The organism is Rhodopseudomonas sp. BR0M22 (assembly GCF_010907035.1).
GTDB lineage: Bacteria > Pseudomonadota > Alphaproteobacteria > Rhizobiales > Xanthobacteraceae > Rhodopseudomonas.
This window is the reverse complement of the sequence record NZ_QUMK01000003.1, coordinates 36,281-58,009: the sequence shown is the minus strand read 5'-3', so window position 1 is coordinate 58,009 and position 21,729 is coordinate 36,281. Positions and strand designations below refer to the sequence as shown.

The following is a 21,729-nucleotide window of genomic DNA, read 5'->3' as shown; positions in this document are numbered from 1 at the left end:
TGGTGCCCTCGCTTCGCGGGCCCTCGGCTGCAAAAGCCGCTTCGCGTCTTCGTTGCGCAGGCCTGGCGAAACGGGAGGAGACCGAGCGTTGCGAGCATTGCTTGGACTGAGCAGGACCATCGACGCCTTCAATACGGTGATCGGCCGCTGGCTGTCGTGGCTGATCGTGGTGGCGGTTCTGATTTCGGCGACCAACGCCGTTGTCCGCAAGCTGTTCGACATGTCGTCCAACTCGTTTCTGGAATTGCAGTGGGTGCTGTTCAGCGTGGTGTTCATGCTGTGCTCGCCCTGGACCCTGCTCAGCAACGAACACATCCGCATCGACATCATCAATCACAACCTGCCGCTGAAGCTGCGCGGCTGGATCGACATGATCGGCCACGTATTCTTCCTGATGCCGTTCGCGATCATTCTGTTGTGGTGGTCGGTCCCGTTCTTTCTGGTGTCCTACCACCAGAACGAACAATCGTTCAGTGCCGGCGGCCTGCCGCAGTGGCCGGCCAAATCGCTGATCATGATCATGTGCGTGCTGCTGATCATTCAGGGCATCTCGGAGATCATCAAGCGTTTCGCCATGATGGTGGGCGCGATTCCAGACAGCAACGCATCCGCACAAGGCGCGCACAGTTCGGCGGAGATGGAAGCCGAGCGACTGCTCATCAACATCGGCGGCGATCAAAAGTAAGCCGCTTCGTGGTCATCGCATTGGGGGGCCGGTCCGCATGACCGCACTATTGATCCACTACATGGCGCCGATCATGTTCGCGTCGTTGGTGGTGTTTCTGCTGCTGGGCTATCCGGTGGCGTTTTCGCTCGCCGCCAACGGCCTTCTGTTCGCCTTCCTAGGCATCGAGCTCGGGCTGTTCCGTCCCGACTTCCTGCAGGCACTGCCCGATCGCGTCTACGGGGTGATGAACAACGAAACGCTGCTGGCGATTCCGTTCTTCACCTTCATGGGACTGGTGCTGGAGAGATCCGGCATGGCCGAGGATCTGCTCGAGACCATCGGCCAGTTGTTCGGCTCGATCCGCGGCGGCATCGCCTATGCGGTGGTGTTCGTCGGCGCCCTGCTCGCCGCCACCACCGGCGTGGTCGCCGCGTCGGTGATCTCGATGGGTCTGATCTCGCTGCCGATCATGCTGCGCTACGGCTACGACCGCCGCGTCGCCACGGGCATCATCGCCGCGTCCGGTACGCTGGCCCAGATCATTCCGCCGTCGCTGGTGCTGATCGTGATGGCCGACCAGCTCGGCCGTTCGGTCGGCGACATGTACGAAGGCGCGTTCATTCCCGGCATCGTGCTGTCGCTGCTGTATGCGCTGTACATCTTCCTGGTGACGATCTTCGCCCCGAAGGCGGCGCCCGGTCTGCCGCTCGAAGCGCAGACGCTGCGTGAGCCGGAGACTGCGCGGCACCCGCTGATCATGCCGCTGGCGGCGCTGTCGGCCGGCGGCGCGGCGTATCTGTTCGCGGTGCATTGGGGCTCGTTCGACTGGAGCAAGCCCGCGTTCGACAAGGTCGGCCTGTCGCAGCTGGTGATGCAGGGCTTCTGGTTCGTGATCCTCACGGCCGTGCTGTTCCGCCCGTTCATCGGCATCATCCGCACCATGACGATGTCGCTGTATCTGGTGGTCGCCGCCTCGACCGCCGCCGGCATCGTGGCGATGGGCTTTACCGAGGTCAAATCGGGTGCCGACTACATCGTGCTGACGATGTCGATCACCGTCGCGCTGTCGTTCGTGATTGCGGTGCTGAACCGCCTGCTGCGGCTGAAGCTGCTGTCCAAGCTCGCCGAGCAGGTCGTGTTCGTAATGGTGCCGCCGCTCGGCCTGATCTTCCTGGTGCTCGGCACCATTTTCATCGGCGTCGCGACGCCGACCGAAGGCGGTGCGATGGGCGCAGCCGGCGCGATGCTGCTGGCACTGATGAAGGGCCGGCTGAGCTTCGACCTCACCCGCCAAGCCACCGAGTCGACCGCCAAGCTGACCGCCTTCGTGGTGATGATCCTGGTCGGCGCCCGCGTGTTCTCGCTCACCTTCTACGGCGTCGACGGCCACCGCTGGGTCGAAGAGCTGCTGGTGTCGCTGCCCGGCGGCCAGCTCGGCTTCCTGATCTTCGTCAACGCCTTTGTGTTCGTGCTGGCGTTCTTCCTCGACTTCTTCGAGCTCGCCTTCATCGTCATCCCGCTGCTCGGCCCGCCGGCGGAGAAGCTCGGCATCGACCTGATCTGGTTCGGCGTCATCCTCGGCGTCAACATGCAGACCTCGTTCATGCATCCGCCGTTCGGATTTGCGCTGTTCTATCTGCGCTCGGTGGCGCCGAAGCTGCCTTATATCGACCGGATCAGCGGCAAGCAGATGGCACCGGTCACGACGGGGCAGATCTACTGGGGCTCGGTGCCGTTCGTGATCATCCAGCTCATCATGGTTGCCCTGGTGATCGCCTTCCCCGGAATGGTGATGCACTACAAAGGCGCGGCCTCGACCGTCGACCCCTCCAAGGTCCAGATCGAGATTCCGCAGATCGAAATGCCGCAGCTCGACTTCGGCCCGCCGAAATTCTGATCGAGGACGGCTTCCCCTTCCCGTCATTGCGAGAAGCGAAGCGACGAAGCGATCCAGTACAGTGCACTGAGCTGGATTGCTTCGCTTCGCTCGCAATGACGGTGGAGCTGCCCCCCGTGTTCGTAAGAAGACTGGTAACAACAAAAAGCCCGGCCTCCTCGCGGAGGCCGGGCTGATTGTTTGCTGCGATGCTTGCTGGATCAGCCGCGGGTGCGCGAGCGGATCATGAAGCTGTCGTAGGTGTATTCGGCGACCTGCCACCACAGATACTGATCCGAGCGATAGGCTTGCATCGCATCGATCGCCTTCTTGAAGTCGGGGTTCTTCGCGGAAAGCTCGCCCCACAGCTCGTTGGTGGCCTTGAGGCAGGCGTCGAGGATTTCGTTCGAGAACGGGCGAAGCTGCGTGCCGCTGGCGACCAGACGCTTCAGCGCGGTCGGGTTCTGCATGTCGTAGCGCGCCGCCATCCAGGTGTTGGTCGCTTCCGCCGCATTGGCGAGGATCGACTGGTAGCTCTTGGGCAGCGCGTTGAACTTCTCGAGATTGGTGAAGGCGTGGACGGTCGGGCCACCTTCCCAGAAGCCCGGATAGTAGTAGTACTTCGCGACCTTCTGGAAGCCGAGCTTCTCATCGTCATACGGGCCGACCCACTCGGCGGCGTCGATGGTGCCCTTCTCCAGCGCCGGATAGATGTCACCGCCGGCGATCTGCTGCGGAACCACGCCGACCTTCTGCAGCACCTGACCGGCAATGCCGCCGATCCGCATCTTCAGGCCGTTCAGATCCGCGACAGTCTTGATTTCCTTGCGGAACCAGCCGCCCATCTGGGTGCCGGTGTTGCCGCAGGGGAAGCCGACCAGGCCGTACTTCTTGTAGAATTCATTGGCGAGTTCGTTGCCGCCGCCCTGATACAGCCAGGAATTCTGCTGACGGGCGTTGAGCCCGAACGGCACCGAGGCGAACACCGCGAAGGTCGGATCCTTGCCGACATAGTAGTACGACACGGTATGGCACATTTCGACGGTGCCGTTGGAGGTGGCGTCCAGCGCCTGCAGGCCGGGGACGACTTCGCCCGCCGCGAACACCTGAATCTGGAATTTGTTGTCGGTCATCTCGGCGACTTGCTTGGCGAGATATTCCGCACCGCCGTAGATCGTATCGAGCGACTTCGGGAAGCTCGACGTCAGCCGCCACTTCACCTCGGGCGACGATTGCGCGATCGCCGGCGAAGCCACCGCTGCGGTTGCAGCAGCGCCGGTAGCCGACACTTTCAGAAAGTCACGACGTTTCATAAGGCATCTCCTTGTTGCCGGCGTTTTTTCCGGATTCCATGCGCGTCCGCCTCGAAATTGGCGAACCGCGGAGCCGTTGGTGGCGAAGCGTCTCTAACACGGATAGTCACCCGCGGAAAACGTCGCGACCAAGCAGATAACTGAGATTCAACCAAAGTCGAAGATCGAAATTTCTGCGCTGCCGCACTGCCTGGGCAGGATTGCGGCCAGCGCCGAGGGCCGCGTCAGCATGTCGCTTCGCAGTGCATCAAATGGTCGCGAGCGACTGCAGCCTATCGCGTACCTTGGCGGCAATCGCGCGGTAGATCGTCGCGTGCGGACCATTCGGTTCGCTCTCGACCACCGGCCGGCCCGCGTCCGAGGTGGCGCGAATTTCCATGTGCAACGGAATCTCGCCGAGGAACGGCACACCGAGTCGTTCGGCTTCGTGGCGGGCTCCACCGTGGCCGAACACGTCGGACCGGGTGCCGCATTCCGGACACAGGAAGTAGCTCATGTTCTCGATGATGCCGAGCAGCGGCACGTTGACCTTGGTGAACATCGCGAGGCCACGGCGGGCGTCGATCAGCGCCAGATCCTGCGGCGTCGACACGATGACCGCCCCCTTCAGCGGCACGGTCTGAGCGAGCGTCAACTGCGCATCGCCGGTGCCGGGCGGCATGTCGACCACCAGCACGTCGAGCTTGCCCCAGTCGACGTCGCGCAGCATCTGGGTGATCGCCGACATCACCATCGGCCCACGCCAGATCATCGGCGCTTCTTCGTCGACCAGAAAGCCGATCGACATGATCGACAGGCCGAAGCGTGCAATCGGAATCATCCGGCGGCTGTCGTCGAGCTGCGGCTTCTCGTTGATGCCGGTCAGCCGCGGCACCGAGGGGCCGTAGATATCGGCATCGAGCAGTCCGACCTTGAGGCCGAGATCGCGCAGGCCGAGCGCGAGATTGAGCGCGGTGGTCGACTTGCCGACGCCGCCCTTGCCCGAAGCGACCGCGATGATCGCGCCGACACCGGGAATCTCCGCCTGCTTCGGGAGGCCGGCTCCCGGTGCGCCGGCGGGTCGATGAGCCGACACCGGCGCCACGCCGGGGCGCTGCGCTGCCGGCGCGCTGCCGGGCTTGCGCTCCGCAGTGAGCGCGACCAGCGCGCTCGCCACGCCCGGCGTGCCGCGCACCGCGGCTTCGGCCTCGCTGCGAACACTCTCCCAGGCGCGAGCCTCAGCGGCATCGACATTGATCGAGAAGTACACCTTGCCGCCGGTCACGGCGATCTCCGACAGCACGCCGGCTTTTGTCAGCGGTACGCCGCGCGGTGACATCACTTTCGCCAAGCTGTCGAGGATCTGTTGCTGGGTCACGCTCAATGGGAGTCTCCTGCCGGCGTCGCGTCCACCGACCACATGCAAACGATCGGTTCAAGCCAGGAAATGCTTCGTCGTCCGAGGCGATCGGATCGACCGCCAACGGCGCTGGTGAGATGTATCGTCCGAACCATGCTGCAGTGCAAGGCACGCCTCGCGACGCGACGGTCGCGAGGCCTTGCTCCGCAAGGTTCGCGCCCTATGCTGGCGGCTCCTCCTCGCGCGCCTGCAATCGGGCCGCCCTCACCTCAACTCGATCAGGCGCCGCCCGGTGCGCGTCGCAAATTGAAGGGTCCAGACATGGCCAAAGTCGCTTTCCTCGGTCTCGGCGTCATGGGGTTTCCGATGGCTGGACATCTCGTGACGAAAGGAGGCCATGAGGTGACGGTGTACAATCGCACGGCGGCCAAGGCGCAGGCCTGGGCCGACAAGTTCGGCGGCCGCACCGCGCCGACGCCGGCCGAGGCCGCTGCGGGTCAGGATTTCGTGATGGCCTGCGTCGGCAACGATGACGACCTGCGCGCGGTGACGACCGGTGCCGGCGGCGCGTTCGGTGCGATGAGCAAGGGCGCGATCTTTGTCGACCACACCACCGCATCGGCCGAGGTCGCGCGCGAGCTCGACGCGGCTGCGCACAAGGCCGGCTTCCACTTCATCGACGCACCGGTGTCGGGCGGCCAGGCCGGCGCCGAGAACGGCGTGCTGACGGTGATGTGCGGCGGCCGTCCGGAAGACTTCGCCAAGGCCGAGCCGGTGATCGCCGCCTATGCGCGGATGTGCAAGCTGCTGGGCCCCACCGGCAGCGGCCAGCTCACCAAGATGGTCAACCAGATCTGCATCGCAGGCCTGGTCGAAGGACTGTCGGAGGGCATCCACTTCGCCAAGAAAGCCGGGCTCGATGTCAACGCGGTGATCGACACCATCTCCAAGGGCGCGGCGCAGTCGTGGCAGATGGAGAACCGCCACAAGACCATGAACGACGGCAAATACGATTTCGGCTTCGCGGTCGAATGGATGCGCAAGGATCTGTCGATCTGCCTCGCCGAAGCGCGCCGCAATGGCGCCAGCCTGCCGGTGACCGCGCTGGTCGACAATTTCTACGCCGAGGTCGAGAAGATGGGCGGCAAGCGCTGGGACACCTCCAGCCTGCTGGCGCGGCTGCAACGCTGATCGCAGGGAGCGGCGCAATCGCGGTTTTCACGGGCCGTTCACCGCGATTGTTAGCCACCTGTTAACCGGAATAATCTTCCCTTTAAGGCTGCTCTTAAGGATTTGTGGCCAGATATAGTCTGGGGAAACCGCGCGCGTTCGCGCGCAGCGATTGTGTTGGTTGATGAGTGAGTCCGCCGAAAAGCCTGAAGTTTTCCAGCTTCCGGCTGAACCACCGGTGGCCGCGCCGGCGCGCAACCGGCGGGCGGCGGCTCAGCGGGTCCGCGAGGCGCGCGATCGTCTGACCTCGACCAGCGGCACCCGCCCCGCCTTCGACCACGAACTCGTCCGCCAATACGCCGAGACCCGCCTGTCCGCCTCCTACGTGGTGATGCTGCTGGTGGTGGTCACCGGCATTCTGTTCGGCGTGTGGATGGATCCGCTGGCGGCCGGCGCCTGGACCGTGGGGATGCTCAGCATCCACGCCGTCGTGATCCGCAACTGCAACCACTTCCTCAAGGAAGCCGCCTCGGTGCCGCGTACGCGCATTTGGCGGCGACGGTTCGTGTTGCTCGATCTGCTCTACGGCCTGGCCTGGACCTCGATCCTGGTTCACCCGACCGGACTCAGCGTGGTGTCGAGCACGCTGTTGATGTTCCTGATGCTGCTGGTGGTGGCGGTGTCGTCGATGCTGGCGGCGAGCCTTCCGGTCGCGGCCCTGGCCGCCACCCTGCCGGTGACCGCAACGATCGCGGTGAACTTCGCGCTCAGCGGCTCGTTCGAAAAATATGTGCTCGCCGCGCTGACGGTCGCCTCCGAGATCTACTTCGCGCTGCTTGCGCACCGTCTGCATTCGACCACGCTGGCGACGCTGCAGGCCCGCGCCGAAAAGGACGTGCTGATCGCCGAACTCGAGCAGTCGAAGGCGATCTCCGACGAGGCACGGCATCGCGCCGAGGCCGCCAACGTCGCCAAGTCGCGCTTTCTGGCGCAGATGAGCCACGAGCTGCGCACGCCGCTCAACGCCATTCTGGGCTTCTCGGAAGTGATGAAGAGCGAGATTTTCGGCGCGCATGCGGTGCCGGCCTACAAGGACTATTCCGCCGACATCCACAATTCCGGCGTCCACCTGCTCAACCTGATCAACGAGATCCTCGATCTGTCGCGGATCGAAGCCGGCCGCTACGAGCTGAACGAAGAGGCGATCTCGCTGGTCCATGTGGTCAGCGATTGCCATCACCTATTGAAGCTGCGGGCCACCAGCCGCGGCATCACCATCCACGAAGTGTTCGAACAGGGCATGCCGCGGATCTGGGGCGACGAACGCGCCGTGCGCCAGGTGGTGCTCAATCTCTTGTCGAACGCGATCAAGTTCACCCCGCAGGGCGGCGAGATCTGGCTCAAGGCCGGCTGGACCGCATCGGGCGGTCAGTATCTCAGCGTCAAGGACACCGGCTCGGGGATTCCGGAGGAGGAAATTCCGATCGTGCTCGCCTCGTTCGGCCAGGGCTCGAATTCGATCAAGTCCGCCGAGCAAGGCGCCGGCCTCGGGCTGCCGATCGCCAAGAGCCTGATCGACATGCACGGCGGCACCTTCACGCTGAAGTCGAAACTGCGGATCGGCACCGAAGTGATCGTCACCTTCCCGCCCGAACGGGTGATGTCGGCCCTCGCCCCGGTGGCCGACGAGGCGCCGCCGCTGCAGCCCGACGCCATCGAGACCACCCCCACGGCACGGTTGCGCCGGCAGCCGATCATGAACGCCGGCACCGGTTTGTGAGATCGGGACTTGCGGGAGGCGACCAATGTCAGCCACCATCCGACATGAGCATCGAAACGCCCTGCATCGCGGTCTGCATGATCAATCCGCAGACCGACCTCTGTTACGGCTGCGGCCGCACCATGCCGGAGATCGCGCGCTGGCCGCGAATGGCCAGCTCCGAACGGCTCGCCATCATGGCCGGCCTGCCCCAGCGCATGGCCGACGCCGGCATGGACGTGCCGAAGCCCCGGCAAAAGCGTCCATCCAGGACCGACGCGACGTCGTAGCCGCGCCGGCTTCAGGTGCGCCATGACCCGCATGCTGCTGGTGCTTCTGGTGTTGCTCGGCACTGCCGGCGCCGTGGTGGCCTATGGGGATCCGAAGCGGATCTCGGCGGCAGGCGACGTCATGTCGACGATGCTGAAAAAGCGTATTGCAGCCGCCACCGCGGCGGCCGACGCGGCCCAGGCCCGAATGGTCGACATTCCTCGGGGAACCGGCGGCGAGTTCACCGTGGTCGCGAAGGTCAACGGCATCAACGCCCCGATGGTGATCGACACCGGCGCCACATCGGTGGTGCTGACCTATGAGACCGCCAAAGCCGCCGGCCTGCCGCTGGAGCTGCTGACCTTCAACGTCGAGCTGGAGACCGCCGGCGGCCACACCCGCGCCGCGCGGCTGTCGCTCGACAGCCTGGCGATCGGCAAACTGGTCGAGCGCTCGGTCCCGGCCCTGGTGGTGCCGCGCGGCCAGATGAAGACCAACCTGCTCGGGATGAGCTTCCTCGATCGCCTCGAAAGCTGGGAAGTCCGCGCCGATCAGCTCCGCCTGCGCGGGTATCCGTAGCCATCATCGTTCCAAAACTGTCGAAATCTTGGGCGCAGCCATGGTTTGAACCACGGCAACGCTCGGGCACGGCCAGCATCAATGCGCGGAATGCCAGTGCCCGCGAAGATGCAGCGAGGGTTTGCCGGCACGACAAACGCCTTGAGAAATATAGCTCTGAGGACTACATTCATTCAGCCGCGTGGCAGCATGGGCGTCTACCAAACCAAGGAGTTCGCCAAGTTCGCACGGAAGGCGAAGTTGGACAGTGCCGACTTGCTCGTCGCAGCTGCGGACGTCGCCGAAGGGCGATGGGATGCGAGCCTCGGCGGCGGTGTGTTCAAACAGCGGATCGGCCGCAAGGGTGGCGGCAAGTCCGGCGGCTTCCGCACCATCATTGTTTGCAGGATGGGAGCGCACAGTTTCTTCGTTCATGGCTTCGCCAAGAACCAGAAGGCCAACATCTCGGCCAAAGAACTGGACGCACTGAAGAAGCTGGCCACCGTCTTGCTCGCACTCGATGTCGAAGCCCTCGAGACCGCGATTGCGGCGGGTGAGATATCAGAAGTAACGGGACGACCATGACGAAGCCGACCAGCAAACGTGAGAGCGCCATCCTCGCAACGGTCCACAAGACCGCCGCTGGCCTCGCCCGCGCGAAAATCATCGACAAAGCGACGATGCGTGAGTTCGACGAACTGTGCCTGACGCGGGTCGATCCGATGGCGCCCGACGAGATCAAGGCGTTGCGGGAACGCGAGCAGGTCTCGCAGCCGGTGTTCGCGCGCTATCTCAATGTCCGCAAAGACGCGGTGAGCAAGTGGGAACGCGGCGAGAAGCGGCCCGACGGCCCATCGCTGAAACTGCTCAACCTCGTCAAAGCCAAAGGTCTGAGCGCTATCGCGTAGTGCGCACCTCGCGGGCCGCGGCTCAAGCCGCTTCGGTCGCCCGCTCCGTCACCGCCACCATTGCCTTCAGCAACACGCTCGCGTCGGCATCCGGCTTGACACCGAATTCGGACAAATAGCGCCGGAACGCGCGCGCGCCGGGCACGCCCTGATACGCGCCGATGACGTGGCGAGTGATGGCGTGCAGACGCAGGCCCTGCGCGAGATGCCGCTCGATATAAGGGATCAGCGCTTCGAGCGCCTCCTTCATCGAGGGATATTGCGCAGGCTCGCCGAACAATTCGGGATCGACGTCCAGCAGCCGCCACGGCTCCTGATAGGCGGCGCGGCCGAGCATCACGCCGTCGACGTGATCGAGATGCCGTTTGGCTTCTGCGATGCTGCCGATGCCGCCGTTGATGATGATCGGCACCCGCGGCATCGCCTGCTTCAGCCGATACACCCGATCGTAATCGAGCGGCGGGATATCGCGGTTCTCCTTCGGCGACAGCCCGTTCAGCCAGGCCTTGCGGGCGTGCACGATCAGCGCATCGGCACCGGCGGCGACCACCGCCCGCGCCAGCGCATCGAGCGCGACTTCCGGGTCCTGATCGTCGATGCCGATCCGGCACTTCACCGTCACCGGCACGGCGACCGCGCGCTTCATCGCGGCGACGCCTTCGGCGACCAGATCAGGCTCAGCCATCAGGCAGGCGCCGAACCGGCCCTCCTTCACCCGATCGGACGGGCAGCCAACATTGATGTTGATCTCGTCGTAGCCGAAATCCTCGCCGATCTTCGCCGCGGTGGCGAGATCGGCCGGATTGGAGCCGCCGAGCTGCAGCGCCACCGGATGTTCGCTCGCATCGAAACCGAGCAGCCGCTGCCGGTCGCCGTGGATCACCGCTCCGGTGGTGACCATCTCGGTGTAGAGCAACGCACGCTTGGTCAGCAGCCGATGGAACACGCGACAATGACTGTCGGTCCATTCCATCATCGGCGCGACGGAGAATCTAAATGCCTGATCGTTCACGGATTTTCAGCGCAGCTCGGGTTTCGATACATCGTCCTCCGTCGTCTTACGCGATCTCGGCTGATTTTTGTATCCTTGGGACCGTCCTGGGGCAGCGCCCGCCTTTCGTTCACGCCTGATGCGGCGCAGGTTCGGCAGCGCCCTGATCCGCCTCGGCCGCATGAGTTTTGGCCATCAGCACATAAGCGGCCGGCACCACGTAGAGCGTGAACAAGGTTCCGATCGCGAGCCCGGTGCCAATCACCAGACCCAGATTGTAGCGGGCAGCCGCCCCCGCCCCGGAGGCGATGATCAGCGGGACAACACCGAGCACCCTCGCAGCCGTCGTCATCAGGATCGGCCGAAGACGCAGCGTCGCCGCTGCGATGATGGCATCGCGCTTGGATTTGCCGGCAACCTGCTCCTCGTTCGCCACTTCCAACATCAGGATGCCGTGCTTACTGATCAGGCCCATCAGCGTGGTCAGGCCGACCTGGGTATAGATGTTGATACTGGCTCCGCCGAGCCCAAGGCTGATGAAGATCAGCGCGCCAGCGAGCGACATCGGAACCGACAGCAGGATCACGACCGGATCGCGGAAGCTGTTGAACAGCGCCGCCAGAGACAGAAAAATGACGATCAGCGCAAACGCGAAGGTCGTGACGAAGCCGCCGCTTTCCTGAACGTATTGCCGCGACGCGCCGCCGAAGTCGATCGTATAGCCCGCGGGCAAGGTCTGCTTGGCGAGATCCTTGAGGGCCGTGATCGCATCGCCGGTCGTCACTCCCGGTGCGACGACGCCGGAGATCGTGGCAGCATTGACCTGCTGGAAGTGGTTGAGCGATTCCGGAACGGTCTTCTTCTGGATGCTCGCAACGGTCGACAGCGGCACCATCGTGTTGTCGGAGGCGCGGATATAATAGTCGAGCACCTGATCGGTGTTCAGCCTCGCCTCCTGCTTGACCTGCGGAATCACCTTGTAGGACCGTCCGTCGAGGCTGAAATAGTTCACATAGCCGCCTCCGAGGAGGCTCGACAACGCCGCACCGACGTCGCTCATCTTGAGCCCGAGCAGCGACGTCTTCTCGCGATCGATGACGACCGACGCCCGCGGCTGATCGATTTTCAGGTCGTTGTTGAGAAAGATGAACAGGCCCGTGTTCAACGCGTCCTGCATGAATTTGTCGGCGACGCCGTTGAGCTTGTCGAACCCTTCGGATGTGCCGATCACCACCTGCATCGGCAGACCGTTCGACCCCGGCAGCGGCGATTGTTGGAAAGCGACGATCTTCTGACCGGCGACCTCGTTCAGCTCCTGCTGGATCATAGGCTGCAGCGTTTTCGTGGTCGCCTTGCGCTGATCCCAGGGCTTCAGCACCCATCCGGCGATGCTGGTGCTCTGCGCCTCGACCTGGAACACAGCTTCCGTTTCCGGATGCTTCTTGAACGTCTCGTAAGCCTGTTTGGTGTACAGCAGCTTCTGCTGCAGCGTCGCATCCGGCGCGGATACGCTCTGCGCCAGGATGATGCCTTGATCTTCTTCGGGCGCCAGCTCGCTCTGCGACGAGGTGTAAAGCCAATACACGCTACACAGCACCAGACCGGCAAACACCGCAACGACCGGCAGATAGTTCAACGCGCCGGCGAGGGATCTGGAATACGCGGCGGTCACTCGCCCCATCACCTTGTCAACCGCGAGCACCATCCGCGACTCGAGGTCTCCGCCGGCATGGTCCACCGGCCTGAGCATGTGCGCCGACATCATCGGCGTCAGCGTCAGCGCGACAATCGCCGAGATCGTCACCGCACCCACCAGCGTGAAGGCGAATTCGGTGAACAGCGCCCCGGTGAGGCCTCCCTGGAATCCGATCGGAACATAGACGGCGATCAGCACGACCGTCATCGCGATGATCGGGTTGGCGAGTTGGCGGGCCGCAGCGAACGCCGCCTGACGCGCCGTCATTCCCTCTTCCATATGGTGATTGACGCTCTCGACAACGATGATGGCGTCGTCGACCACGAGGCCGATGGCGAGCACCAGCGCCAGCAGCGTCAACAGGTTGATGCTGAACCCGAACACCAGCATCATCAGGAAGGTGCCGATCAGCGACAGCGGAATCGCGATCACCGGAATCAGCACCGAGCGCCACGAGCCGAGGAACGCGAACACCACCAGCGTGACGATCGCCAACGCCTCCACCAGCGTGTGGATCACCTCATCGATCGAGCTGTTGACGAATTCGGAGCTGTCGTAGATCACTCCCATCGTCAGCCCATTGGGCAATTGCTGCTCGATCCCAGGCAGCGCGGCGCGCACGCCCTTGATGACGTCGAGCAGATTGGCGGTCGGCGCGATCTGAATTCCGATATAGACGGACTGGCGTCCGTTGAACATCGTCGCGGATTCGTAATCGTCCGCGCCGAGCGTGACGTTGGCGACGTCCTGCAGACGAACGATCGCGCCATTGACTTGCTTGACGATCAGCTTCTTGAACTCGTCGACGCTGTGCAGGCTGGTCGAGGCCGTCAGATTGACCTGCACCATCTGGCCCTTGGTGTTGCCGAGGCTTGCGATGTAGTCGTTGTTGGTCAGCGCGGTGGCGACTTCGCTCGCCGTGACGCCATAGGCAGCGAGCCGGACCGGATCGAGCCAGGCGCGCATCGCGAAGGTCTTGGCGCCGAGCAGTTCGGCCGTTTGCACGCCCTCCACCGCCTGCAGTTTCGGCTGCACCACGCGCAGCAGATAATCCGTGATCTGATTGCTGGCGATCACGTCGCTGCGGAATCCGATGTACATCGAATCGATGGTCTGCCCGACCTTGACGCTCAGCACCGGCTGCTGCGTTCCCGACGGCAGCTGATTGAGCACCGAGTTGACCTTGGTATTGATCTCGGTCAGAGCCTTGCCGGTGTCGTAGTTGAGCCGCAGATTGACGGTGATCGTGCTGGTCCCGGTCGTGCTGGTCGACGTCATGTAGTCGATGCCGTTCGCCTGCGCGACCGCGTTCTCCAGAGGCTGCGTGATGAAACCGGCGACGACGTCCGGATCGGCTCCCGGGTAACTCGTCGTCACCGTGACGATCGCATTCTGCGTCCGCGGATATTGCAGGATCGGCATCCCACTCATCGCGCGCAGCCCGAGCACGAGAATCAACAGGCTGACGACGATCGATAGAACCGGCCGGCGGATGAAGATGTCGGTGAAGGACGACATGGGAGCCCCGCTCAGCGATCGACGATCGTGGGATTGGCGTCGTCGGTCGGAACGACGGCGTTGTTCACTTTCACCTGAGAGCCGTTGTGCAGTTTCATCTGTCCGGCAATCACGACCTGATCGCCGGGCTGCACGCCGGAGGTCACGGCGATCTGGTCGCCGCGCGTCTCCCCGGTCTTGACGAACACCTGCTTGACGGCCAGCCCGGTGCTCGAGCCATCCTTCTTCTCGACCAGAAAGACGATGTCGCCATACGGATTTTCGGTGATCGCGGTCTGCGGCAGCGTCACCAGTTCGGCTGGATCGCCGATCAGGATCTCGACCGTCGCAAACATGCCGGGCACCAGCCGGTGGTCGGCATTGGCGAATTCGGCACGGACCTGCACGTTACGTGAGGTGCTGTCGACCTTCGGATTGATGGCCGTGATCTTCCCGTCGAAAGCATCTTTTGGGTAAGTATCCACCCGCGCCTTGACGCCCTGCCCGGACTTGATGTTGGCGATCGCCTGCTGCGGCAGATAGAAGTCGATGAACACCGGATCGAGCGACTGCAGCGTGACGACCGTGGTCCCGGCGCCGAGGTACTGTCCGAGATCGACCGAGCGAATTCCGAGCCGCCCTGAGAAGGGGGCGGTCAGGATCTTCTTGTTGACCACCGCCTGCTGCTGCTCGACTTGCGCGATGGCCTTCTTCAGGTTGGCGACGTCGCTGTCCAGAGTCGCCTGACTGACGGCGTGGATCTTGATCTGCTCCTGGTCGCGCTTGAGGACGATGCCATTGAGATCCGCAGTCGCCTTCAGCGCCTCGAGGTTGGAGATGTCCTCATCGGCGCGCAGCCGCAGCAATACCTGGCCTGCCCGAACGTCGTCGCCGGACTTGAAGTTCAACTCCGTCACGGTGCCGGCGCTCTCCAGCGCCAGATCCGCTCCTTTTTCCGCGCGCACGCTGCCCACCGCCTTGATGGTGGTCTGCCAAGGCATGACCGTGGCCTGCGCCGTGGCGACCGTTTGCGGCGGATCGCGCAGCGAAGCGAGCGCCTGTTTGATCATGCTCGCCTTGAAGGTCTGGAAGCCGTACAGAGCGCCGAAGATCAGGCCGACGGCTGCCAGCATGATGATCATGCGTTTCTTCATCGATGTATCTCCTGTCCGCGGGCGAACGGCGAGCCGCCGAGCGCGATGCCCGAGCTCACGGTCGTTCCGATCAGTTGCCCTGTAGCAAGCCGGCTTCAGTGCGGGGGAATGCCTGCGCGGTCTGGTCCATACGGTTCCACCAGCCGCCGCCGAGTGCCTGATACAAGGCCGCCGTGTCGCTGTAGCGCGCCGCCTGAGCTTTCACGCGGGCGATGACCGCTTGCTGATAGTTCTGCTGCGCCGTCAGCACGGAGGGATACGTCACAGCGCCGGAAAGATACTGCGAACGGGAGATCTTCAGATTGTCCTGTGCGGCGCGCTCGTAGGCGAGCTGCGCCTTCAGGGTCTTGGCGTCCGCCTGGATCGCACGCAGCGAGTCCGCCACGTTCTGGAATGCGGTGATCACCGTGCTCTTGTAATTCGCATAAGCCTGCTCGCGCAGCGCGATCGCCGCCTCCTTGTCGTGAAACAAGGTGCCACCATCGAACACGGTCTGGGCGGCGCTGGCCGCAGCACTCCAGGCTATCGAACTCGGCGAGAACAGCTTGTCCGGCGTCAGACTGGAGCCACCGTAGCTGCCGCTGAGATTCACTTGGGGCAGCATGTTGGCGATATTGACGCCGACGGTGGCGGTGGCCTTGTGCAGACTAGCCTCCGCCGCGGCAATGTCGGGACGCTGGCGGACCAGCGACGACGGCACACTGACCGGAAGGTTGCGCGGCAGCGTGAGGCTCGCAAGGCTGACGTGTTCGCCGCGATCCTGGCTGGGCAGACGCCCGAGATAGGCCATCAGCTGGCTGCGTTGCTGCGCGAGCTGCTTCTCCAGCGGCGGCAAAGTGGCCTGTGTCTGTGCCAGCGTCGATTGTTGCGACAACACGTCGGAACGAGCCACGGCGCCGAGATCGAATTGTCGCTGGATCAGGACGAGCTGCTCGTTCTCGGACTTGATGATGTCGTTGGTTGCTTCGATCTGCGCGCGAAGCGACGCGTCGTTGATCGCCGCGGTGACGACATTCGCAGTGAGGCTGAGATAGCTCGCTTCGAGCTGGAACCGCTGATAGTCGGCCTGCGCCTGCAACGACTCGATCTGGCGGCGCGTGCCGCCCCAGATATCCAGCGCGTAACTCACGCTGACATTGGCGTTGTACAGGTTGAACAGGCTGCCGGGGCCATTCTGACCGGTTGTGGCGGAAGACACCCGTTCGCGGGTGACGCTGCTGCCGGCTGAGACTTTCGGCAACAACGCCCCCTGCTCCGCCAACACGTTCTCGCGTGCCGCCCGCAGGGCGGCCTGGGCGGCAGCAATATCCGGATGGTTCTGGATCGCTTCGGCGACGAACTCGTTGATCTGCCGATTGTGAAACACCGACCACCAATCGCCGGGAAGGTCCCGTCCAGGGCGGAAGATTTGCGCTTCTCCGGCATGCGTGTCCGCCATCGCGGTCGGCGGCAGCTTGCCTTCGCGCACGTAGCCGCCGACGGCGGGCGGCTCCAGCGGAACGAAGTCAGGCCCGACCATGCATCCGGCCAGCGCAAACAGCGAGGCCGTACCGGTTACCCTGAGCACCCACCCCCATAACGCTGTAGCGTATTGCTTCTTTAGAATCATGGCGGGTGTGGCTTTTTCAAACTAAACCGTACAGTTCAATATACCGTAGGACGGACCTGATCAGGGAGTCAATATGAACCAAACCGTTCAGTTCAATTTCGTAGAGGGAACGCAATGAGCATTGCCGCTTCGGACCGAGCAAGTACGGCCCGGCAGATGCGTCCCAAGGCCCAGCAGATATTGGACGCGGCGCGAGTTGTGTTTCTGGACTCCGGCTTTGACGCCTCGTCGATGGACGCGATCGCACGCCAGGCCGCGGTGTCGAAGGCAACGCTCTACGCGCATTTCGAGAACAAAGAGGATCTGTTCGCAGCGTTGATCCGGTTCGAATGCCAGGCGATCGGCGCCAGTTTGTATCGGCCGGACCCAGACGCGGAGGCTTGGGCAGACGAATTGGAGAAGTTGGCGAACAACCTGCGGTCGATTTTCACCGAGAACGACGCGCCTGCCCTCTACAGGATCATCGTACCTGTCGCAGTGCGTTTTCCGCGCCTTGCGCAGATCTTCTTCGAAGAAGGCCCGGGAGCCGCAATCCGCGACACCTCTGCTTACCTGCAAAGGCTCTGCGAGGCCGGCAAACTGCAGATCCCGAACCTGGAAGCTGCAGCCGAACAATTCATCTTTCTGGTCAGCGGAGACATGGAGTTGAGGAGCGCCCTCGCTCTTTCGCCAAAGTCCACAGAGCAGAGTCGAGCTCTGGTCCGCGCCAGTATCGATATGTTCGTCCGATACTACACCGCGTCGGCGTCCTCGACATCGCGAGCCATCACCGCTCCGTAAGACCCATCGCAAAGCGCTCCTGTCGGCAACTCCGCCCCGGATCGGTGATGTTCGCGGCGGTCAGGCGGGCGCTTGCCTCCGGCCGGCGTTCCGCCTCCCTCGCCTTTCGACCAAGCCGCTAATCACTCAGACACCTCATTTGTTTGACGGACCGCAATGCTCGCGAGGTGCCGAGCGCGGTCTGTTGACAGCGCGATCAGTCCCTGACGATAGTTCCCTCGTCGCAGCATGAGCCAGCCGCCTCGCGGCTACCGCCAAGCGCTCCGCGTCTCTCCGCATCGCGACACCGTCCTTTGGGCGGCAAGCACAGGTTCTTCCATGAAATTCACCACACGATTGGTCCTGCTGGTCACGGTGCTGACGGTCGGCGCCACGCTCGTGACCGCGGCCCTGCTGACCTGGACCACACGGCGCGCGATCATCACGGAAGCCGAGGCGTCGGGAGAAAAGGTCGCGCGGCTGCTGGCGCGCAGCGCCAGCCTCGCCGCATCGATCCCCACCGAGGTCGAAGGCATCATCGCCGGAGAAATGGCGGCGGAAGGCACCCTGCTCGGGCATTTCGTGGAAGCAGCCGAACGCGCCGGGATGACACCGGACGAAATCAATCGCCGACTCCAGTCGATTACCGACCAGACCACGCTCGACGAGATCTGGATCACCGACCAGAAAGGCCACGCTTATCTGCACAGCCTGCCGGACGTCGATTTCACCTTCAGCAATTCGCCGCAGCTCCAGCCGCAGGCCTATGCCTTCTATGATCTGCTCACCGGCAAGAAGAAGGTGGTCGAACAGGACGCCCGCAAGCGCGACATCGACAATCAGCATTTCAAATATGTCGGCGTCGGCGGCGTCGACAAGCCGCGCATCATCCAGGTCGGGCGCGACGCAAAATTCCTGCAGCAGCTGACGATGAAGATCGGCTTGCCGCGCACGGTCCAGAACCTGCTGGCAGACCGCGATATCGACGCGGTGTGGGTGTTCGACCGGAAACTCGACGCGCTGGTCGGTCCCGGCGTTTACGGAGCGACCAACCGACGCGACGGTCCCAACGAGGCCGAACTCGGCCCGGTCCGCTTGGTGATCGCCGACGGTCAGGTCCGCCATGTCGAGAGCCGCGAGAATCTGAGCGTCATCGCGCCGGTGCGCAACGATCAGAAGGAGATCGTCGGTGCCGCCCTGGTTCGCCTGCCGATGAACCGGGTGTGGGCCACGGTGCAGAACCAGGTCGAGATCGCCGCAGCGACCGCGTCCGCGATCGCCGCACTCGGCATTCTGCTGTCGATCGGCGTCGCCCGTTATCAGTCGGCGCCGCTGCGCCAGATCACCCGCGCCGCTGCCGCACTGGAAACGCAGAAGTTCGATCCGGCGCAGCTCGCTCCTGTAGCGGAGCGCAGCGACGAGCTCGGCCAGCTCGCACGGGTGTTTACCGGCATGGCCGGACAGGTCGCCGCGCGCGAAGAATATCTCGACTCGATGGTGAAGCAGCGCACCGAGGAACTGGAGACCCGCAACCGCAGTCTCGAAGGGTTGTCGGCGGCGCTGTCGAAGTATCTGTCGCCGCAGGTCTACTCCTCGATCTTCAGCGGCCATCAGGTCGCCGAGATCGCTTCCAAGCGCAAGAAGCTGACGATCTTCCTGTCCGACATCGCCAACTTCACCGCCACCACCGACAAGCTGGAGTCGGAAGATCTCACCGCGATGCTCAACCGCTATCTCGCCGAAATGGCGCAGATCGCGCTCAAGCACGGAGCCACCATCGACAAATACGTCGGCGACGCCGTGCTCGCCTTCTTCGGCGATCCGGAGAGCCGCGGCGTCAAGGAGGACGCGGTCGCTTGCGTGATGATGGCGATCGAAATGCAGGCGAAGCTGAGACAGCTCGAAATGGAGTGGATCGACACCGGCGCCGAGCGTCCATTCCAGGTCCGCATCGGCATCAACACCGGCTTCTGCACCGTCGGGAACTTCGGCAGCCCGGATCGGATGGACTACACCATCGTCGGCGGCGCCGTGAATCTGACCTCGCGGCTCGAACAGAGCTGCGAGCCCGGTTCGATCCTGATCTCGCACGCGACCTGGTCGTTGGTCAACGACCTGATCGACGCCGAGGAACGCCCGGCTCTCACCGTGAAAGGCTTCGACGAGCCCTTGCGATCCTATGCGGTGCGCGGCTTGAAGGCGGCCGCTTCGACCGAAGTGATCCGCAAGGAATTGCCGGGGATGCAACTGTTCATCGACACCGGCACGGCGGACCGTGCCGAGGTCAGACAGACCCTGACGAAAGTGGTGGAAGATCTCGACAGGAGCTGACCAGCGGCTGGCAGCTCGGCGCTACCGGTCGGGCGCCACGGTGATTTCCTTGAGCGCGCCATCCGCCACCACCACCACGACGAATACCAGCTTGTCGTCGTTCAGATGCAGCCCCGCGCTGACCGCGCGACCGCGGCCGAGCTTCTCGGCGACCGCCACCGCTTCCGAAAGTCTCATCCGGGCTTTCCCGAAGCCTGCGAGTTCGCGCTGGGTCTCGGGCGCCAGATCGGAGGTCCGCATCTCGGCCTGCGTGCGCAAAATCTTGCGGGTGGCGGCATCGATGATCGTGGTCAACACCTCGCCGCCGCGGACCGCTTTGACCTCGAAGTACGGAGCGGCGCCGTCGTCGCTCAGATTGAGGTCGTAGACCCGCGCGCCGGGCAGCCTCTTCTCCACCGACCGGATCAAATCCGCGCCGCTGCCTGGGGCGATCGTCAGTGAACCGGTCGGCTCGTCGCCTGAGCTCACCGCCGGTGGCGGATCGGCTGTCTCACCGCCGCGGTCGGACCATGCAGCCGTGGCCGGGCACAGCAACAGGACAGCCGCGGTGACCGCGGTTGCAAACCGGTTTGCCGGCATCGTCGTCTCCCCCACCCAACGCAAAGCCCCACGTCCGACAGCGCGCCGTCAGCGGGCGCCCGCGACGCGTTGCGCCTCGGTCTGCTTCGCCATCGGAGCCGGCGGAGCATCGTCGGATGGCGGCGCACTCGACCAGGCACGGCCGCTGCGGGCACGGTCGTAACCGTATTGGTACAACGCCCGCATATAGGGGGTGTCGAAACCGGCCGGCGACGGCGGCCGGTCGCTTTCGATATAGCTCAGATGGAAGCCATATTTGTTGCGCCGGGCCACCGCGTAGGTGCTGTAGAGGATCGACCGGGTCTGCGCCTTGATCATGGTCGACGACGCGCGTGCGGCGATGTCGAGCGTCCGGTCGCGAACCACCTGGAATTCCGGCTCGATCTTGTTGTTCATCAGAATGTAGAGCTGCAGGTTCAGCGCTTTGGCCCCGGAGGCGCTGCGCAGCAGATAGGCTTCCGGCAGTGTCAGCACCGGCGACATCACGCCGCCGTCGACGTGCATCTCCTGAAACGTGGCGCCGTTCGCCGCTTCGGCGGTGACCAGCATCGGCGGGAACACCGCCGGGATACTGGCCGAGGCCGCCACCACGTTGCGGAACAGCTCGAGGCTGGCCGGCGTCCGCAGTGAGGCGATCCGGCCCATGTTCCAGATCACTGAGCGCTGCGAGTCGAGATTGGTGGTGACGACGAACAGCAGCCGCCCCTTGGCGTATTGGTCGGCCACGTCCGAGACGAACTGCGCATCGATGTAGCGCGCCACCAGTTCGCGCAGCCGCTGATTGCCGAACAGGCCGGAACCGAAGATCGCGTTGAGCGGGTTGGGATCTTCCAGCAGGCTCGCGGCGATCCCGCTGGTGTAGAGCTGGCGCAGCGTTTCGTCGTAGCTCGGGCCGAGAAACGCGAACGGCGCAATCAGCGCGCCGGTGCTGACTCCGGAGACGATCGAGAACGACGGCCGGTTGCCGGCCGCGCTCCAGCCAGCCAAGACGCCGGCTCCGTAAGCCCCATCGGCACCGCCACCCGACAGCGCCAGATAGTTCCGCGGTCCGCTGCCCAATCGCTCTTCGCGGAATGCAGCCGGCGGATCATCGGCGTACTGGCGCAGGTCGTCGCGATCGAGCACCCTGGCCTGGGCGGCTTCGGCGGCAGTGTACTGCACGCGGGGCACGGTGGCGCACCCGGCGAGCCAACCGCTCGACGCCAACACCCACAGCACGATGAAGAAACGCAGCACACGCGGCATCAGGGCAC

At 63.9% G+C, this 21,729-nt stretch carries 18 protein-coding genes; 10 read left to right on the top strand and 8 right to left on the bottom strand.

The features are described from left to right. Window positions 1–88: 88 nt before the first annotated feature. Together DY468_RS01595 and DY468_RS01590 are read left to right on the top strand one after the other, a co-directional pair. Window positions 89–685: a TRAP transporter small permease subunit gene (locus tag DY468_RS01595; protein ID WP_164601755.1), complete on the top strand. Its 597-nt coding sequence runs from the start codon at window positions 89–91 to the stop codon at window positions 683–685. A 37-nt stretch (window positions 686–722) separates the two neighbouring features. After that, window positions 723–2,564 carry a TRAP transporter large permease gene (locus DY468_RS01590; protein WP_164601753.1) on the top strand — a complete coding sequence of 614 codons (1,842 nt, stop codon included), beginning with the start codon at window positions 723–725 and terminating at the stop codon, window positions 2,562–2,564. A 200-nt stretch (window positions 2,565–2,764) separates the two neighbouring features. On the opposite strand, the gene DY468_RS01585 is transcribed toward DY468_RS01590, so the two are convergent. Then, window positions 2,765–3,856, bottom strand: a complete 1,092-nt coding sequence (locus DY468_RS01585) for a TRAP transporter substrate-binding protein (RefSeq protein WP_164601751.1) — start codon at window positions 3,854–3,856, stop codon at window positions 2,765–2,767. A gap of 247 nt (window positions 3,857–4,103) precedes the next feature. Then, complete coding sequence (locus DY468_RS01580; protein ID WP_164601749.1) at window positions 4,104–5,219, bottom strand: Mrp/NBP35 family ATP-binding protein; 1,116 nt, start codon at window positions 5,217–5,219, stop codon at window positions 4,104–4,106. Between the two features lie 297 nt (window positions 5,220–5,516). Here DY468_RS01580 and DY468_RS01575 point away from each other — a divergent pair, with 297 nt between their 5' ends. From DY468_RS01575 to DY468_RS01550, 6 genes are all read left to right on the top strand, one after another. Continuing rightward, window positions 5,517–6,386, top strand: coding sequence for an NAD(P)-dependent oxidoreductase (locus DY468_RS01575; protein ID WP_164601747.1), 870 nt, complete (start codon window positions 5,517–5,519; stop codon window positions 6,384–6,386). Window positions 6,387–6,549: 163 nt separating this feature from the next. Next, window positions 6,550–8,145 carry a sensor histidine kinase gene (locus tag DY468_RS01570; protein WP_164601745.1) on the top strand — a complete coding sequence of 532 codons (1,596 nt, stop codon included), beginning with the start codon at window positions 6,550–6,552 and terminating at the stop codon, window positions 8,143–8,145. A 44-nt stretch (window positions 8,146–8,189) separates the two neighbouring features. Further along, complete coding sequence (locus DY468_RS01565; RefSeq protein WP_164601743.1) at window positions 8,190–8,414, top strand: DUF1289 domain-containing protein; 225 nt, start codon at window positions 8,190–8,192, stop codon at window positions 8,412–8,414. Window positions 8,415–8,436: 22 nt separating this feature from the next. Then, window positions 8,437–8,973: a TIGR02281 family clan AA aspartic protease gene (locus tag DY468_RS01560; RefSeq protein ID WP_164601741.1), complete on the top strand. Its 537-nt coding sequence runs from the start codon at window positions 8,437–8,439 to the stop codon at window positions 8,971–8,973. A gap of 189 nt (window positions 8,974–9,162) precedes the next feature. Then, window positions 9,163–9,537 (top strand): type II toxin-antitoxin system RelE/ParE family toxin, encoded by a 375-nt coding sequence (locus DY468_RS01555; RefSeq protein ID WP_164601739.1) that lies wholly within the window; start codon window positions 9,163–9,165, stop codon window positions 9,535–9,537. Beyond that, complete coding sequence (locus tag DY468_RS01550; protein ID WP_164601737.1) at window positions 9,534–9,860, top strand: helix-turn-helix domain-containing protein; 327 nt, start codon at window positions 9,534–9,536, stop codon at window positions 9,858–9,860. Before DY468_RS01555 ends, DY468_RS01550 begins: the two co-directional genes overlap by 4 nt. Before the next feature lie 22 nt (window positions 9,861–9,882). Here the strand turns inward: DY468_RS01550 and dusA are convergent, their stop codons facing one another. From dusA to DY468_RS01530, 4 genes are all read right to left on the bottom strand, one after another. Beyond that, a complete protein-coding gene (dusA, locus tag DY468_RS01545; RefSeq protein ID WP_164601736.1) occupies window positions 9,883–10,872 on the bottom strand; it encodes a tRNA dihydrouridine(20/20a) synthase DusA in 990 nt (329 codons plus the stop codon). A gap of 109 nt (window positions 10,873–10,981) precedes the next feature. Next, window positions 10,982–14,065 (bottom strand): efflux RND transporter permease subunit, encoded by a 3,084-nt coding sequence (locus DY468_RS01540; protein WP_164601734.1) that lies wholly within the window; start codon window positions 14,063–14,065, stop codon window positions 10,982–10,984. A gap of 11 nt (window positions 14,066–14,076) precedes the next feature. After that, on the bottom strand, window positions 14,077–15,198 hold the full coding sequence (locus tag DY468_RS01535) for an efflux RND transporter periplasmic adaptor subunit (RefSeq protein WP_164601732.1): 1,122 nt from the start codon (window positions 15,196–15,198) through the stop codon (window positions 14,077–14,079). A gap of 70 nt (window positions 15,199–15,268) precedes the next feature. Continuing rightward, a complete protein-coding gene (locus DY468_RS01530) occupies window positions 15,269–16,807 on the bottom strand; it encodes an efflux transporter outer membrane subunit (protein WP_164601730.1) in 1,539 nt (512 codons plus the stop codon). Between the two features lie 114 nt (window positions 16,808–16,921). Here DY468_RS01530 and DY468_RS01525 point away from each other — a divergent pair, with 114 nt between their 5' ends. Further along, entirely contained in the window at window positions 16,922–17,587 is a 666-nt protein-coding gene (locus DY468_RS01525) for a TetR/AcrR family transcriptional regulator (RefSeq protein WP_164601728.1), read from the top strand. A gap of 318 nt (window positions 17,588–17,905) precedes the next feature. Then, window positions 17,906–19,897 carry an adenylate/guanylate cyclase domain-containing protein gene (locus DY468_RS01520; protein ID WP_164601726.1) on the top strand — a complete coding sequence of 664 codons (1,992 nt, stop codon included), beginning with the start codon at window positions 17,906–17,908 and terminating at the stop codon, window positions 19,895–19,897. A gap of 21 nt (window positions 19,898–19,918) precedes the next feature. On the opposite strand, the gene DY468_RS01515 is transcribed toward DY468_RS01520, so the two are convergent. Beyond that, window positions 19,919–20,476 carry a hypothetical protein gene (locus tag DY468_RS01515; RefSeq protein ID WP_164601724.1) on the bottom strand — a complete coding sequence of 186 codons (558 nt, stop codon included), beginning with the start codon at window positions 20,474–20,476 and terminating at the stop codon, window positions 19,919–19,921. 48 nt (window positions 20,477–20,524) lie between these two features. Then, window positions 20,525–21,721, bottom strand: a complete 1,197-nt coding sequence (locus DY468_RS01510; RefSeq protein ID WP_164601722.1) for a patatin-like phospholipase family protein — start codon at window positions 21,719–21,721, stop codon at window positions 20,525–20,527. Between the last annotated feature and the right edge of the window lie 8 nt (window positions 21,722–21,729).

What these genes read in the sequence shown, in the direction of transcription:
- DY468_RS01565 (WP_164601743.1), top strand. Translation starts at nt 8,190, where the DNA reads ATGAGCATCGAAACGCCCTGCATCGCGGTCTGCATGATCAATCCGCAG.
- DY468_RS01515 (WP_164601724.1), bottom strand. Translation starts at nt 20,476, where the DNA reads ATGCCGGCAAACCGGTTTGCAACCGCGGTCACCGCGGCTGTCCTGTTG.
- DY468_RS01540 (WP_164601734.1), bottom strand. Translation starts at nt 14,065, where the DNA reads ATGTCGTCCTTCACCGACATCTTCATCCGCCGGCCGGTTCTATCGATC.
- DY468_RS01555 (WP_164601739.1), top strand. Translation starts at nt 9,163, where the DNA reads ATGGGCGTCTACCAAACCAAGGAGTTCGCCAAGTTCGCACGGAAGGCG.
- DY468_RS01585 (WP_164601751.1), bottom strand. Translation starts at nt 3,856, where the DNA reads ATGAAACGTCGTGACTTTCTGAAAGTGTCGGCTACCGGCGCTGCTGCA.
- DY468_RS01510 (WP_164601722.1), bottom strand. Translation starts at nt 21,721, where the DNA reads ATGCCGCGTGTGCTGCGTTTCTTCATCGTGCTGTGGGTGTTGGCGTCG.
- DY468_RS01560 (WP_164601741.1), top strand. Translation starts at nt 8,437, where the DNA reads ATGACCCGCATGCTGCTGGTGCTTCTGGTGTTGCTCGGCACTGCCGGC.
- DY468_RS01550 (WP_164601737.1), top strand. Translation starts at nt 9,534, where the DNA reads ATGACGAAGCCGACCAGCAAACGTGAGAGCGCCATCCTCGCAACGGTC.
- DY468_RS01575 (WP_164601747.1), top strand. Translation starts at nt 5,517, where the DNA reads ATGGCCAAAGTCGCTTTCCTCGGTCTCGGCGTCATGGGGTTTCCGATG.
- DY468_RS01530 (WP_164601730.1), bottom strand. Translation starts at nt 16,807, where the DNA reads ATGATTCTAAAGAAGCAATACGCTACAGCGTTATGGGGGTGGGTGCTC.
- DY468_RS01535 (WP_164601732.1), bottom strand. Translation starts at nt 15,198, where the DNA reads ATGAAGAAACGCATGATCATCATGCTGGCAGCCGTCGGCCTGATCTTC.
- DY468_RS01525 (WP_164601728.1), top strand. Translation starts at nt 16,922, where the DNA reads ATGAGCATTGCCGCTTCGGACCGAGCAAGTACGGCCCGGCAGATGCGT.
- DY468_RS01520 (WP_164601726.1), top strand. Translation starts at nt 17,906, where the DNA reads ATGAAATTCACCACACGATTGGTCCTGCTGGTCACGGTGCTGACGGTC.
- DY468_RS01570 (WP_164601745.1), top strand. Translation starts at nt 6,550, where the DNA reads ATGAGTGAGTCCGCCGAAAAGCCTGAAGTTTTCCAGCTTCCGGCTGAA.
- DY468_RS01590 (WP_164601753.1), top strand. Translation starts at nt 723, where the DNA reads ATGACCGCACTATTGATCCACTACATGGCGCCGATCATGTTCGCGTCG.